The organism is Streptomyces sp. CC0208, assembly GCF_003443735.1.
In the GTDB taxonomy this organism is placed as follows: domain Bacteria; phylum Actinomycetota; class Actinomycetes; order Streptomycetales; family Streptomycetaceae; genus Streptomyces; species Streptomyces sviceus.
Window position 1 is genome coordinate 5,166,166 of the sequence record NZ_CP031969.1, and the last position, 12,998, is coordinate 5,179,163.

At 71.6% G+C, this 12,998-nt stretch carries 14 protein-coding genes; 7 read left to right on the top strand and 7 right to left on the bottom strand.

Features of this window, described 5'->3' with window-relative positions; translation table 11 throughout:
* Positions 1–30: 30 nt before the first annotated feature.
* The gene (locus D1369_RS23795) at positions 31–672 is read right to left on the bottom strand and encodes a GNAT family N-acetyltransferase (RefSeq protein ID WP_037900423.1); all 642 of its coding nucleotides are present in this window, start codon (positions 670–672) and stop codon (positions 31–33) included.
* A 101-nt stretch (positions 673–773) separates the two neighbouring features.
* Between D1369_RS23795 and D1369_RS23800 the strand changes: the two genes are divergently transcribed.
* The 6 genes from D1369_RS23800 (at position 774) to D1369_RS23825 (ending at position 7,677) form a co-directional block, all read left to right on the top strand.
* Positions 774–1,283: a YbaK/EbsC family protein gene (locus D1369_RS23800; protein WP_037900421.1), complete on the top strand. Its 510-nt coding sequence runs from the start codon at positions 774–776 to the stop codon at positions 1,281–1,283.
* Complete coding sequence (locus tag D1369_RS23805) at positions 1,280–2,125, top strand: DMT family transporter (RefSeq protein WP_007382646.1); 846 nt, start codon at positions 1,280–1,282, stop codon at positions 2,123–2,125. The genes D1369_RS23800 and D1369_RS23805 overlap by 4 nt, the downstream gene beginning before the upstream one ends.
* 175 nt (positions 2,126–2,300) lie before the next feature.
* The gene (locus tag D1369_RS23810) at positions 2,301–3,242 is read left to right on the top strand and encodes an ABC transporter ATP-binding protein (RefSeq protein ID WP_007382645.1); all 942 of its coding nucleotides are present in this window, start codon (positions 2,301–2,303) and stop codon (positions 3,240–3,242) included.
* Positions 3,239–4,594, top strand: a complete 1,356-nt coding sequence (locus D1369_RS23815) for an ABC transporter permease (RefSeq protein ID WP_007382644.1) — start codon at positions 3,239–3,241, stop codon at positions 4,592–4,594. The genes D1369_RS23810 and D1369_RS23815 overlap by 4 nt, the downstream gene beginning before the upstream one ends.
* Before the next feature lie 4 nt (positions 4,595–4,598).
* On the top strand, positions 4,599–7,337 hold the full coding sequence (locus D1369_RS23820) for a bifunctional YncE family protein/alkaline phosphatase family protein (RefSeq protein WP_007382643.1): 2,739 nt from the start codon (positions 4,599–4,601) through the stop codon (positions 7,335–7,337).
* A gap of 64 nt (positions 7,338–7,401) precedes the next feature.
* Positions 7,402–7,677: a DUF1876 domain-containing protein gene (locus tag D1369_RS23825; RefSeq protein ID WP_007382642.1), complete on the top strand. Its 276-nt coding sequence runs from the start codon at positions 7,402–7,404 to the stop codon at positions 7,675–7,677.
* 3 nt (positions 7,678–7,680) lie between these two features.
* Here D1369_RS23825 and D1369_RS23830 read toward each other — a convergent pair whose 3' ends face one another.
* The 6 genes from D1369_RS23830 to D1369_RS23855 all read right to left on the bottom strand — a co-directional run bounded on the left by D1369_RS23830 (position 7,681) and on the right by D1369_RS23855 (position 12,469).
* Positions 7,681–8,841 carry a serine hydrolase domain-containing protein gene (locus D1369_RS23830; RefSeq protein ID WP_037903396.1) on the bottom strand — a complete coding sequence of 387 codons (1,161 nt, stop codon included), beginning with the start codon at positions 8,839–8,841 and terminating at the stop codon, positions 7,681–7,683.
* A gap of 34 nt (positions 8,842–8,875) precedes the next feature.
* Positions 8,876–9,322, bottom strand: a complete 447-nt coding sequence (locus tag D1369_RS23835) for an organic hydroperoxide resistance protein (protein ID WP_007382640.1) — start codon at positions 9,320–9,322, stop codon at positions 8,876–8,878.
* Positions 9,323–9,461: 139 nt separating this feature from the next.
* Positions 9,462–9,923, bottom strand: a complete 462-nt coding sequence (locus D1369_RS23840) for a MarR family transcriptional regulator (RefSeq protein ID WP_007382639.1) — start codon at positions 9,921–9,923, stop codon at positions 9,462–9,464.
* Complete coding sequence (locus D1369_RS23845) at positions 9,920–10,678, bottom strand: ABC transporter ATP-binding protein (protein ID WP_082319409.1); 759 nt, start codon at positions 10,676–10,678, stop codon at positions 9,920–9,922. Before D1369_RS23845 ends, D1369_RS23840 begins: the two co-directional genes overlap by 4 nt.
* A complete protein-coding gene (gene cbiQ / locus D1369_RS23850) occupies positions 10,666–11,427 on the bottom strand; it encodes a cobalt ECF transporter T component CbiQ (RefSeq protein WP_007382637.1) in 762 nt (253 codons plus the stop codon). The genes D1369_RS23845 and cbiQ overlap by 13 nt, the downstream gene beginning before the upstream one ends.
* 1 nt (position 11,428) lies before the next feature.
* Positions 11,429–12,469 carry an energy-coupling factor ABC transporter permease gene (locus D1369_RS23855; RefSeq protein ID WP_007382636.1) on the bottom strand — a complete coding sequence of 347 codons (1,041 nt, stop codon included), beginning with the start codon at positions 12,467–12,469 and terminating at the stop codon, positions 11,429–11,431.
* Positions 12,470–12,637: 168 nt separating this feature from the next.
* Here D1369_RS23855 and D1369_RS23860 point away from each other — a divergent pair, with 168 nt between their 5' ends.
* A complete protein-coding gene (locus D1369_RS23860) occupies positions 12,638–12,985 on the top strand; it encodes an SsgA family sporulation/cell division regulator (protein ID WP_007382635.1) in 348 nt (115 codons plus the stop codon).
* Positions 12,986–12,998: the final 13 nt, after the last annotated feature.

Consider the following 12,998-nt stretch of genomic DNA (forward strand, 5'->3'; position numbering starts at 1 on the left):
GAGAGGAACAGGCCGGTGAGGGGAATGCCCTCACCGGCCTTCTTCTGCCGTGGACCGGCCCAGATAGGTGACCGGCCCGGGATGCGGTACGGCGATCTCGTGGAAGCCGAGACGGTCGTAGAAGGCGCGGGCGGGCGTGTTGGCGCTCACCATGGACAGGTGCACGGCGGCCACGCCCCGCTCGTGCAGCGCGCGCAGGAAGGTCTCCATGAGCGCCCGCCCGTACCCGCGCCCCTGCCAGTCGGGGAGCAGGTCGATGTGCAAGTGGGCCGGGTAGGCGGCGACTTCGGGCACGAGCATCCGCTCCGGGCGGTGCAGCAACGCCACGATCTCCTCGTCGGGGCTGCGCGGCGGGTGGCGGGGCTCCGGGTAGCGGCCGGCCACCAGGGGCAGCCACTTCGCGCGGTAGTCCGCCACGAACCGGGGCGTGTCGGCGGTGCCCAGGACGTACCCCACGGCCTGCCCCGCCCCGTCGTCCAGCACGAAGGCCAGCTCCGGTTCGAGGTGCACGTACGGCGCCGCGAAGGCCGCCGGGAAGACACCGGGGTCCTGGTAGTGCGGCCGGCTGTCCCGGCCCGCGTGGGCGGTGCGGACACAGATGTCCTCGACGGCCTCGCGGTCGTCGGGGCGATAAGGGCGTACGGCGGGAGACGGGGTGGGTGGTGGGGTCATCGCAGCATCCTGCACGACGGGAGGGGCGGGGGCCCCGGGATCCCCTGAAACACGGCCAACCCGGTCGCGTGCCCCGTACACCCACCGCTAGCGTGCCCTGCATGACGACCACCGACGCCGACGGCTCCGAGGCCGCCCACCCCCGTTTCGCCGAGGCCCTGCGCGCGCTCGGGCTCGATGAACTCACCGCGCGGGTCCGCCGCTTCCCCGACGCCACCCGTACCGCCGAAGAGGCCGCCGCGGCCGTCGGGTGCGAGCTGAGCCAGATCTGCAAGTCGCTGATCTTCGCCGCGGACGGGGTTCCGGTGCTGGTGCTCATGGACGGTGCCTCCCGCGTCGACCTCGAACTCGTCCGGCGGGAGCTCGGCGCCGACAAGGTCACCCGGGCCAAGGCCGATGTCGTACGGGAGACGACCGGGTACGCCATCGGGGGCGTGCCGCCCTTCGGGCACCGTACGACGACCCGGGTGCTGGCCGATCGGTCGCTGCTCGGCCATGACCTCGTCTGGGCCGCCGCCGGCAATCCGCACGCCGTGTTCCCCATCGCGCCCGAGGACCTGGTGGCCCACGCCGGTGCCACTGTCGTGGACGTCCGCGAGCGCACCCCGTGACGCCTCTCGTCACGGCCGCCGTGCTGCTCGCCGCCGTCACGCACGCCAGCTGGAACGCCATCGCGCACCAGATCACCGACAAGCTGGTCGGGTTCACGCTGATCTCGGGCGGGGGGATGCTCATCGGGCTGGCGATGACCTCGTTCACCGCGGTGCCGGCGGCGGAGGCGTGGCCGTATCTGCTCGGCTCGGCCTGCATCCACATCGCGTACTACGCGCTGCTGATGAAGTCCTTCCGGCTCGGGGACTTCGGGCAGGCCTATCCGATCGCGCGCGGCACCGCGCCCCTGGTCGTGACCGTGCTGGCGGCCCTGTTCGCGCACGAGGTGCCGGACGGGTGGGCCGCCGCCGGAATCGCCCTGTCCTGCGCGGGACTCGCCGGTGTCGCCCTGTGGGGGCTGCGCGGCCGTCGGCCCGACTGGCGGGCGATCGGCGCCGCGTTGGCGACCGGGCTGACCATCGCCGCCTACACCGTCGTCGACGGGCTCGGCGTGCGCGCCTCCGGCTCCTCGCTCGGGTACATCGCCTGGCTGATGGCGGTGCAGGGCATCGTGGTCCCGGCGTACGCGCTCCACCGGTGGCGTGGCCGGTTCGTCGCCGTCCTGCGGCCGTTCGCCCGGGTCGGTCTCCTCGGCGCCGCCCTCTCCGTGGCCGCGTACGGGCTCGTCCTGTGGGCCCAGACCAGGGCGGAGCTCGCTCCGGTCGCGGCCCTGCGCGAGTCCTCGATCATCGTGGGCGCGGCCATCGGCGCCGTGTTCTTCAAGGAGCGGTTCGGCGCGCCGAGGATCGCGGCGGCCGGGCTGCTCGTGGTGGGTATCGGGCTGATGCTGCACGCCGGTTAGCCGTCCGGCCCGGGGGGTTTGTCCCAGGCGCTGCCCAATTGCGGCTCAACGTCGGCACTTTGTTTGCCTACTTGCCCATGTTTTGACGGTCCGTTCCATGAGCGTTCAGCCCGCCGTCCGTGGCGGGGGTGTGTGCCGTCCCTAGGGTCCCTGCGTACTTCGGAAGAAGGGGACCATGGACACACTCCACGCAGTCCGGGCCCGCGGGATCACCAAGTGCTTCGGTGACGTCGTGGCGCTCGACGGCGTCGACCTCGATGTGACGCGGGGGCAGATCCACGGCCTGGCCGGGCCGAACGGTGCCGGAAAGACGACCCTGCTGGGGCTGCTGCTGGGACTCGCCGTCGCCGACGCCGGCCGCCTGGAGATCCTGGGGACGCAGGTCGGGCGGGCGTTCGCCGCTCCCGACGGGGTCGCCGGGTTCGTGGACGGGCCCGGTCTCTACCCTTCGCTCACCGCCCGGCAGAACCTCGCCGCGCTGGCCGAACTCCGCGGCCGCGACGCGCGTACGGCCGGCATCGACGACGTGCTCGACCAGGTCGGGCTCACCGACGTGGCCGACGACAAGGCCCGCGGCTTCTCCCTCGGCATGCGCCAGCGGCTCGGCCTCGCCGCCGCCCTGCTGACCCGCCCGCGGCTGCTCGTGCTCGACGAACCGTCCAACGGGCTCGACCCCGCGGGCAAACGGCAGGTGCACGGTGTCCTGAACCGGCTCGCCGCGGACGGCACGAGTGTCGTGGTCTCCAGTCACCGTATGGACGACCTGGAGGCGCTGTGTTCCGAGGTCACCATCCTGGCCACGGGACGGGTCGTGTTCTCGGGCCCGCTCGGGAAACTGGCCGCCGAGAGCCGTGAACTCGACTACCGGGTACGGACGTCCGACCCGCGGGCCGCGCGGCGGCTGGCCGAGGGCATGGACGGGATCCGGATCGTCGACGACGCCGGCACCCGGCAGGACACCGGACCGCTCGTCGTCCGCGCGCTGGTCCCCGCCCTCGACGACCTGGTGGCGCGGCTCGTGACGTCGGGCGTCGCGGTGCGTGAACTGGCGCCCGTGGTCCCGCCCTTGGAGGCCGCGTTCCTGGCCCTGACCGAGGACCGGGAGGAACGCCGATGACCACCACCGTCGCCGCGGCCGTCACCCCTGTCCACTCCGGGCCTGCCCCGGTGTCCCGCAGCTACCGCTTCGAGCTGGTCAAGCTGGTCTCCCAGTGGCGCATCCGCCTCCTCGTCCTCGCCTGCTGGATCGCGCCGGGACTCTTCGTCGCCGGGGTGAGCGGGCAGAGCACGCTGCCCTCCGACACCCTCTTCGGCCGCTGGATGCACGCCACCGGGTGGGCCGGACCGCTGGTGATGCTCGGTTTCGCGGGCACCTGGGCCCTACCCCTGCTGACCTCGGTGGTCGCCGGTGACATGTTCGCCGCCGAGGACCGGCTCGGCACCTGGCGGCACCTGCTGGTCGCGGTCCGCTCACCGCGGCGGATCTTCGCGGCGAAGGCGCTGGCCGGCCTCACAGTCATCCTGCTGCTCGTGGCCGGGCTGGCCTGCTCCAGCACCGTGGGCGGACTCGCCTCCGTCGGAAACCAGCCGCTCGTCGGCCTCGACGGCCATCTGTTGACCCCCTCCGATGCCGCGGGGAAGGTCCTGCTCGCCTGGGTCGCCGCCCTCGCCCCGACCCTGGCCCTCGCCGCGATCGGCCTGCTCGGGTCGGTCGCCCTCGGACGGTCCCCGACGGGGCTGCTGCTCCCGCCGCTCGTCGCGCTCGGCATGCAGGTCGCCCAGATGCTGCCGCTGCCCGTCGCCGTACGCCTCGCCCTGCCCGGCTACGCCTTCATCTCCTGGAACGGCCTGTTCACCACCCCGGTCCAGCTCGCCCCGCTCCTGATCGGCGTCGCCGTCAGCCTGGCGTGGGCCGTGCTCGCGACCGTACTGGCCCATCTGCTGTTCCTCCGGCGGGACTTCACCAACCTCGCCTACGACGGTGCCGGGCGCCGCGCCTTCACGGTGGGCGTGCTGCCCTTGGCCGCGCTGACCGTTCTCACCGTCGCGGGGATCGCCGTCGCGACCGACTCGACGGGCATCACCCAGGCCAAGGTCCAGCGCTCCCTCGCCACGGCCTTCGCCCATCTCTACCGCTTGCAGACCGAACAACTCCACCGCCCCGCCGTCACCGAGGCACAGCTCAGGACTTCGGCGGCGTGCACCAAGAGCGACGGCCAGGCCGCTCAACAGGGGGCGGGCAATGACTGGCGGTGTGTCGTGACCTGGCACCTGCCCGGCGTACCGGTGGCGGGGACGGCTGTCTATCAGCTGGACGTCGGATCGGACGGGCGGTTCGTCGCCGACGGCGACGGACCGAAGGAAGTGAACGGCTACTTCCTGGTGCGGACCTCCACCGGGGACGCGCCCAACCCGCTGTGGCAGTTCGACGGCAACGTCGAGCTGCTGGACACCACCTCGAAGGGATAGTCCCATGCAGGTAACACGCCGGCGCCGGAGCAGCGAGAAGGTCAGACGCCTCAGCCGCCGGAGCACGCTGGTGACGGCCGGTATCGCCGTCGCCCTCGGCGTCACCGGCACCGCGGTCGCCTCCACCTACCAGTTCGGCACCCAGCAGGTCGCGCAGGACACCGCCAGGGGCCAGGTCATCTCCAGCGACCAGTACCTCAAGCCGTACGGCAGCCGGACCGTCATCAACGACGGCAAGATCATGTCGTCCACCGTCAGCCCGGACGGCACCCACCTCGCGGCCGCGGTCGCCGACGGCGACGCCGCGCTGGTGATCATGGACCTGGCGACCGGCCAGGTGAAGCAGAAGATCGGCGCCAACGCGGCCGACGACCTGCGCATCAGCAGCTCCGCGGTCGGCCAGGAGGGTCCCGCCTACTCTCCCGACGGCAAGTACCTGTGGCTCGGCCAGGCCACCGGCTACACCAAGTTCACCGTCACCGCGGACGGCGCCCTCGCCGACCCGGTGGCCGTCCCGATCCCGACCGCCGGTTCCCAGCAGGCCCTTGTGGGCGCGGCGGTGTTCTCACCCGACGGCTCCACCGTGTACGCGGCGGTCAACGGCCAGAACAAGGTGGTCGCCCTCGACGCGGCCACCGGAACCGTCCGGCAGAGCTGGGCAGTCGGCAACGCCCCGCGCGGCCTCGCCCTGGTCGGCGGCACGTTGTACGTCAGCAACGAGGGCGGCCGCCCGGCCAGGGCCGGCGAGACCACCATGAACTCCTACGGCACCCAGGTGCCCGCCGACCCGGACACCGGCGCCGCCACCACCGGCACGGTCAGCGTCATCGACACCGCGAACCCGTCCGCCGCGGTCCGCTCCATCGACGTCGGTCTGCACCCGACCGCCGTGTACGCGAAGAAGGGCGCGGTGTTCGTCACCAACACCGCCGACAACAGCGTCTCGGTCATCGACACCCGCAAGGGCAAGGTCGTCCAGACCATCGCCACCCAGCCCTGGCCCGAGGCGAAGGTCGGCTACGAGCCCGACGCGGTCACCCTCACCGACGACGGCCGGCTCCTCGTGACGCTGGGCCGCGCGAACGCCGTCGCCGTCTACCGCTACAAGTCCCCGCAGGAACCGGCGAGTTACGTAGGTCTGCTCCCGACCGACTACTTCCCCGCCGAGATCACCACAGTCGGCAAGCAGGTCGTCGTCTCCAACACCCGGGGCATAGACGCCCGTCGCCCCACCACCGCCTCCGGACACGGCACCCACGACACCACGTCCAGCCTCACCGAGTTCACACTGCCGAGCGACTTCGTCGTCAGGGCCCAGACCGCCAAGGTGTTCCAGCAGAACGGCTGGACGCCCGGCTCGGTCACCACGGCCAAGGGCACGAGCCACGCCAAGCCCCTGCCGGTCCCCGCCCGTCTCGGCGACCCCTCGACGATCAAGCACGTCTTCCTGCTCGTCAAGGAGAACCGCACCTACGACCAGGTCTACGGCGACCTCCCGCAGGGCAACGGCAACCCGGCGCTCACCACCTTCGGCGCGAACGTCACCCCCAACCAGCACGCCCTGGCCCAGCAGTTCGGCCTCTACGACAACTTCTACGACATCGGCACCAACTCCGCCGAGGGCCACAACTGGCTGATGCAGTCGGACAACCCGGAGTACACCGAGTCCTCCGCCGGTGAGTACACGCGCAGTTACGACACCGAGAACGACGTCCTCGGTCACCAGAAGTCCGGCTTCATCTGGACCGGCGCGCAGGCGGCCGGCAAGTCGGTCAAGGACTTCGGCGAGTTCCAGTCGACCGAGTCCAAGCCGGCCGGTGCCACCTGGCAGAACCTGTACTGCGACAGCAGGAACATGGCCGCGACCGGGGCGCAGACCGAGTACCCCATCCAGACCGGCTCGGCGATCCCCTCCCTCAACAAGGTGTCGGTGCAGGGCTTCCCGATGTTCGACCTCGACGTCCCGGACATCTACAAGGAACAGATCTGGCAGCAGGACTTCGAGAAGAACGGCCCGGCGAACCTGAACATGTTCTGGTTCTCCAACGATCACACCGGCGGCCCGGCCAACGCGGCCGCCGAGGTCGCCGACAACGACCTCGCGGTCGGCCGGATGGTCGACGAGATCTCCCACAGCAAGTACTGGAAGGACTCCGCGATCTTCGTCGTCGAGGACGACTCCCAGAACGGTCTCGACCACGTCGACGGCCACCGCGCCCCGGTCCAGGTCATCAGCCCCTACGCCCGGCACGGCACCGTGGACAGCCACTACTACACGCAGATCACGATGATCCGCACGGTCGAGCAGATCCTCGGGATCCACCCGATGAACCAGAAGGACAGCGCGGCCACCCCCATGTACGGGGCGTTCACCGCGAAGGCGGACCCCACCCCGTTCACGGCGGTCCCCAACCGCACCTCGCTGACCCTCGGCGTGAGCCCCACGCCCTCCTGCGGCCCGGACACCCCGGCCGCCCAGGACGCCGACGCGGCGCCCGCGCCGACCTCGGCGGCGGTGCCGAAGGCGAAGCAGGAGCTCGCCGCACAGTGGAAGACCTGGGCCGCGCACCAGCGGCTGACCGGCGCGCACGCCGTGCCGGACTACGCCAACGCCGAGCAGATGAACCGCTACACCTGGTACCAGACGCACGACTGGACCAAGCCGTACCCCGGCGACAGGAAGGTCTACCCGCCCGCCGAGGTACCGGGCGCCTACCTCCCGTCACCGGAGTCCGACGGCTGAGCACCCTGTGCGCCGCCGCCCGCCGAGGAGCACCCTGGAAGCACACGCTTCGGAGGTGATCGTCATGACACACACCGCTGTGGGATGGCACATCGAGCTGGAGTTCCAGGAGGACGACCAGCACACGCGGGCGGCGGCGATGGTACGGCTGCCGGACGGCACCGAGGTACGTGCGCACGGGCACGCCACCCGCCACCGGTCCGACAGCAATCAGCCGAGGGTGGGAGAGGAGGTCGCCGGCGCGCGGGCGCTGAACGAACTCGCGATGCAGTTGCTCACCAAGGCGCACGACGAGATCGACGAGGCGTCCGGGCGGAGGTCCCACTCGATCAACGTGTAGCGGTCACAGGGCCGCCCGCACTGCCCTGACCAGCGCCTGCGCCCGGGGGTCCGCGGTGACCGTCTTGCGGAAGCCGTTGGTGACATAGCCGAAGGCGACGCCGGTCTCGGGGTCGGCGAAGCCGAGGGAACCACCGCGGCCGGGGTGCCCGAAGGAGCCCGCGCCGAGGAACGGCGAGGCGCTGCCGTGCAGCATGTAGCCGAGGCCGAACCGGGTGTTGACGACCAGGACACGGTCGGGGCCCGCCGACTCCTCGGCACGGGCGAGCGCGACCGTGGCCGGGTCGAGGAGCCGAACCCCGTCCACCTCTCCGACCAGCGCCGCGTAGATCCGCGCCAGCCCGTCGGCCGTCGCGATCCCATTGGTCGCGGGCAGGGCGCTCGCCCGGTACGCCGGTGCGTTCTGGTCGGGGAAGGGCGTGATCGCGGCGAAGGCGCGGCGGGTGAGGGAGCCGGGGTCCTCGTAGGCCTCGGTGACGGACCGCTTGGGGCGGGCGCGCAGGCCGCCGACCGGCTCCGGCCCCTCGACCCGGCCGACCCGTCCCGTCCGTCCGGCCGCCTCCTCCTGCGCCGGCAGCCCGAGCCAGAACTCGGCGCCCAGCGGCCCGGCGATCTCCCGCGCGATCCACTGGCCGGCGCCGAGCCCGGTCACCCGCCGCACCAGCTCGTCCAGCATCCAGCCGTACGTCAGCGCGTGGTACCCGTGGTCCGTGCCGGGCTCCCAGACGGGCGCCTGCGCGGCGACCGCCTCGGGACCCTTCAGCGGGTCCAGGGCCTCCTCGGGGGTGAGCGGCCGGTCGATCACCGGCAGCCCGGCCCGGTGGTTCAGCATCTGCCGGACCAGCACGCGCTCCTTGCCGCGCGCCTTGAACTCCGGCCAGTACTCGGCCACCGGCGCGTCCAGGTCCAGCTCCCCGCGCTGGTGCAGCAGCAGGGGTACGGCGGCGGCGACGCCCTTGGTCGCCGAGCGCACGACCTGCGCGGTGCCGTGCCGCCAGGGCTCGGTGCCGTCGATGTCCCTGGTGCCGGCCCACAGGTCGACGACCTTGTGCCCGTCCCGGTACACGGCGACCGCCGCGCCCCGGTCCCCGAGCGCCTCGAAGTTCCGCGCGAACACGTCCCGGACCGGCTCGAAGCCCTCGGCGACTGTGCCGTTCACGTCCACGCCGTACTCCTCCTGCTGCCGCTCGGTGCCTGTCTCAGCCAAGCAGAATCGTCACGTCGATGTTCCCGCGGGTCGCGTTCGAGTACGGGCAGACCTCGTGGGCCGCGTCCACCAGCTTCGCCGCCAGGCCCGCGTCGAGGACCGGAAGGGAGACGCTCAGGGCGACCGCGAGGCCGTAACCGCGGTGCTTGTTGGGGCCGATGCCGACCTTCGCGGCGACCGTGGAGCCGGTCAGGTCGTAGCCCTCGCGGTTGCCGACGAGGATGAGCGCGTTGTGGAAGCAGGAGCTGTAGCCGGCGGCGAACAACTGCTCCGGGTTGGTGCCGTCGCCGTCCCCGCCGAGCGCCGGCGGCATCGCGACCTTCAGCTCGATCTGGCCGTCCTGGCTGGTGACGAAGCCGTCGCGGCCGCCGTGGGCGGTGGCCTCGGCCACGTACATGATCTTCGTCGGCCGGGTGTCGACGGCGGTTTCCTCAGGCATGGCTGGTCTCCCCCCGGAGAAGTGTGCACAAGTACATCGTGCACAAGGTACCGGCCGGTAGGTCGGCGTCGGGTTACCAGGGGGTAGTGACTTCGGGTAACAGAAGGTCAGATGGCCAGAAGGTCAGATGGCCAGAAGGTCAGCGGGGGCGCTCGGCCGCCGCGTCCGCCCGGTGCGCGAGCCGCCACAGCTCCTCGCGCAACCGCGCGGCCTCCGTGCCGTCGAGATCCGTCGCCGCGAGCAGCGCGCCGGGGACACGCGTCGCGCGCTCCCTGAGTTCCTCCCCGTGTCCCGTGCACGCGACGAGCACCGAGCGCTCGTCGGCCGCCGCGCGCTCCCGGCGCACGAGCCCCGCGGCCTCCAGCCGCTTGAGCAACGGCGACACCGTGCCGTAGTCCAGCCGCAGCGCCCCCGCGAGCTCCTTCACGCTGGTCTGCCCGCGCTCCCACAGCACCAGCAGCACGAGGTACTGCGGGTAGGTGAGCCCGAGCTCGTCGAGGAGCGGCCGGTACGCGGCGGTCACCGCACGCTGGGCGGCGTACAGCGCGAAGCACAACTGGTCGTCGAGCAGCAGTGATCCGGTGTCCTCTTCGTTCGTCACGCGCCCATTGTCACGGACCGCGGATCGAATCCGAAGGGCAACTCCAGCCGGTGGGCGCGCATCAGCTCGTCGTCGGCGAGGAGTTCGGCGGTCCTCCCGTCCGCGGCGATCGTGCCCTCGCTCAGGATCAGCGAGCGCGGGCAGAGCTCCAGCGCGTAGGGCAGGTCGTGCGTGACCATCAGGACCGTGACGTCCAGCGAGCGCAGGATGTCGGCCAGTTCGCGTCGCGAGGCCGGGTCAAGGTTGGAGGAGGGCTCGTCCAGGACGAGGATCTCCGGCTCCATGGCGAGCACGGTCGCGACGGCCACCCGGCGCCGCTGGCCGAAGGACAGGTGGTGCGGGGGCCGTCCGGCGAAGTCCGCCATGCCGACCCGCTCCAGAGCGGTCCGCACGCGTGCCTCCAGCTCGTCCCCCTTGAGCCCGGCCGCCGCCGGTCCGAACGCCACGTCCTCGCGCACGGTCGGCATGAACAGCTGGTCGTCGGGGTCCTGGAAGACGATCCCGACCCTGCGCCGGACCTCGGCCATGTGCTTCCGGTCCACGGGCAGCCCGGCGACCTTCACCGTGCCCACCCCGCCGCTCAGGATGCCGTTGAGGTGCAGCACGAGGGTGGTCTTGCCGGCGCCGTTCGGGCCGAGCAGCGCGACCCGCTCGCCGCGCGCGATCGAGAAGTCCACCCCGAACAGGGCCTGGTGCCCGTCGGGGTAGGCGAAGGCCAGTCCGGTCACTTCGAGGGAAGCTGTCACAGGGTCCATCCCACCACGCAGACGACGAGGGCGGTCACGGGGAGCGCGAGGGCGTACGACCACTGCGCCCGGGACGCGGTCACCTCGTCGATCACCGGCATCGAACCGGCGTAACCGCGGCTGACCATGGCCAGGTGCACCCGCTCGCCGCGTTCGTAGGAGCGGATGAACAGCGCGCCGGCCGACTTCGCGAGGACACCCCAGTGCCGGACGCCGCTCGCCTCGAACCCCCGCGACTCCCGCGCGATCCGCATCCGCCGCATCTCGTCGGTGATGACATCGCCGTAGCGGATCATGAAGGACGCGATCTGGACCAGGAGGGGCGGGAGCCTGAGCCGTTGCAGTCCGAGCAGCACCGAGCGCAGTTCGGTGGTGGACGCCAGCAGCACCGACGCGGCGACGCCCAGCGTGCCCTTGGCGAGCACGTTCCAGGCGCCCCACAGACCGCTCACGCTCAGGGACATGCCGAGCACCTCGACCCGCTCGCCCTCCGCGACGAACGGCATCAGCACCGCGAACGCCACGAACGGCACCTCGATCAGCAGCCGCTTCAGCAGGAAGCCGGCCGGCACACGCGCGGCGTACGCGACGACGCCCAGCAGGACGGCGTACAGGCCGAACGCCCACATCGCCTCGCGCGGGGTCGAGACGACCACCACCACGAAGCCGAAGGCCGCCGCGAGTTTCGTGTGCGGTGGCAGGGCGTGCACCGGCGAGTGTCCGTGCCGGTAGAGCCGGTGCGCGTGTCCGGCGCCCACGTCAGACGCCCGTCCCGACGGGCGTGGTGTCGGCGGTACGGCGCCGGCGCACCGCCCAGAACACCGTGCTGCCGGCGACGACGGTCACGCCGACGCCGATCACACCCGCCAGCCCCCCGGACAGGCGGGCGTCCTCGACGTCCTTCACGCCGTAGTCGGCGAGCGGGGAGTCCGAGGTGGCGTGCTTCTCGGTCTTCGCGTCGATGCCCTTGTCGGCGGCGACCTTCTCCAGCCCGTCGGGGCTGGCGGAGGCGTAGAAGCTGACGAACCCGGCGAGGACCAGGGAGGTGACCAGGCCGGTGATCCACACCTTGCGGTGCGAACGGGCGGCGGCGACAGGCGCGGTGTCCGGCACGTCGACCAGCTCACCGTCCACCCGCAGCTTCAGCTTCTGCTGGAGGCCGCGGGCGCCGTACACCAGGTCGGGGCGTACCGCGACGACGGCACCGACGGTCAGCGCGGTGATGGCCGCCTCGCCGATGCCGATGAGGACGTGGACGCCGATCATCGCGGTGGCGACCTTGCCGATGGAGACGTCGGTGGTGCCGCCGACGGCGTAGATCAGGGTGAAGGCGACGGCCGCGGCGGGCACGGAGAGCACGGCGGCCACGAAGGCGGCGGCGGTGATGGAGCCGCGCCGGCGCGGGAGCACCTTCACCAGGGCGCGGAAGACGGCGTACGCCACGACCGTCGTGACGACGGCCATGTCGGTGATGTTCACGCCGAGCGCGGTCAGGCCGCCGTCCGCGAAGAGGATGCCCTGCATGAGCAGGACCACCGAGACGCACAGGACGCCGGTGTAGGGGCCCACGAGGATCGCGGCCAGTGCTCCGCCGAGCAGATGTCCGCTGGTCCCCGCGGCGACGGGGAAGTTCAGCATCTGCACGGCGAAGATGAACGCCGCGACCAGGCCCGCCAAGGGCGCGGTGCGCTCGTCCAGTTCACGGCGGGCGCCGCGCAGGCTCACCGCGACGGCGGTCGCGGCGACCACGCCGGTCGCCGCCGAGATGGGGGCGTCTATGAATCCGTCAGGCACATGCACCGTTCGATGATAGTGGCTTGTTGCGAACTCTTTGCAAGAGAGGCAAGCCAGGAACAGCAACTCGCAGGCTTTCGGTCCCGGGGGCGGAACACAGGAAATGTGCGACGCTGGAGAGGGAATGGATGCACAGCTTCCGCACAGGTTACGCAGCGTGAGAGGCCCGTCACGATGTCTGTAGTCGAACAGTACGCGCGAGCCCACATCGTTTCGGACGCGGACATCGCGGAGGACGAGGCGGTCCCGGTGGTCCTGCGCTACGACCCGGAGACCGACCCCCGTTCGGTACGGATCGGCCTGCCGGGCACCCACGAATGGACCTTCTCGCGGGCGCTGCTGGAACAGGGACTCAGGGCCCCGGCCGGCAGCGGCGAGGTCCGGGTGTGGCCGTGCGGACGGGTGCAGGCCGTGGTGGAGTTCCACTCACCGCAGGGCGTGTCGGTGGTGCAGTTCGAGCAGAAGGCACTGCTCAGGTTCCTGCGGCGGACCTATATGGCCGCCGCGCCCGTCCGGGGCTGACCGCTGTAAGGGT

Excerpts from the sequence above, each read along its gene's own strand:
- D1369_RS23795 (WP_037900423.1), bottom strand. The coding sequence starts at position 672 with ATGACCCCACCACCCACCCCGTCTCCCGCCGTACGCCCTTATCGCCCC.
- D1369_RS23800 (WP_037900421.1), top strand. The coding sequence starts at position 774 with ATGACGACCACCGACGCCGACGGCTCCGAGGCCGCCCACCCCCGTTTC.
- D1369_RS23810 (WP_007382645.1), top strand. The coding sequence starts at position 2,301 with ATGGACACACTCCACGCAGTCCGGGCCCGCGGGATCACCAAGTGCTTC.
- D1369_RS23815 (WP_007382644.1), top strand. The coding sequence starts at position 3,239 with ATGACCACCACCGTCGCCGCGGCCGTCACCCCTGTCCACTCCGGGCCT.
- D1369_RS23820 (WP_007382643.1), top strand. The coding sequence starts at position 4,599 with ATGCAGGTAACACGCCGGCGCCGGAGCAGCGAGAAGGTCAGACGCCTC.
- D1369_RS23825 (WP_007382642.1), top strand. The coding sequence starts at position 7,402 with ATGACACACACCGCTGTGGGATGGCACATCGAGCTGGAGTTCCAGGAG.
- D1369_RS23835 (WP_007382640.1), bottom strand. The coding sequence starts at position 9,322 with ATGCCTGAGGAAACCGCCGTCGACACCCGGCCGACGAAGATCATGTAC.
- D1369_RS23845 (WP_082319409.1), bottom strand. The coding sequence starts at position 10,678 with ATGGACCCTGTGACAGCTTCCCTCGAAGTGACCGGACTGGCCTTCGCC.
- D1369_RS23860 (WP_007382635.1), top strand. The coding sequence starts at position 12,638 with ATGTCTGTAGTCGAACAGTACGCGCGAGCCCACATCGTTTCGGACGCG.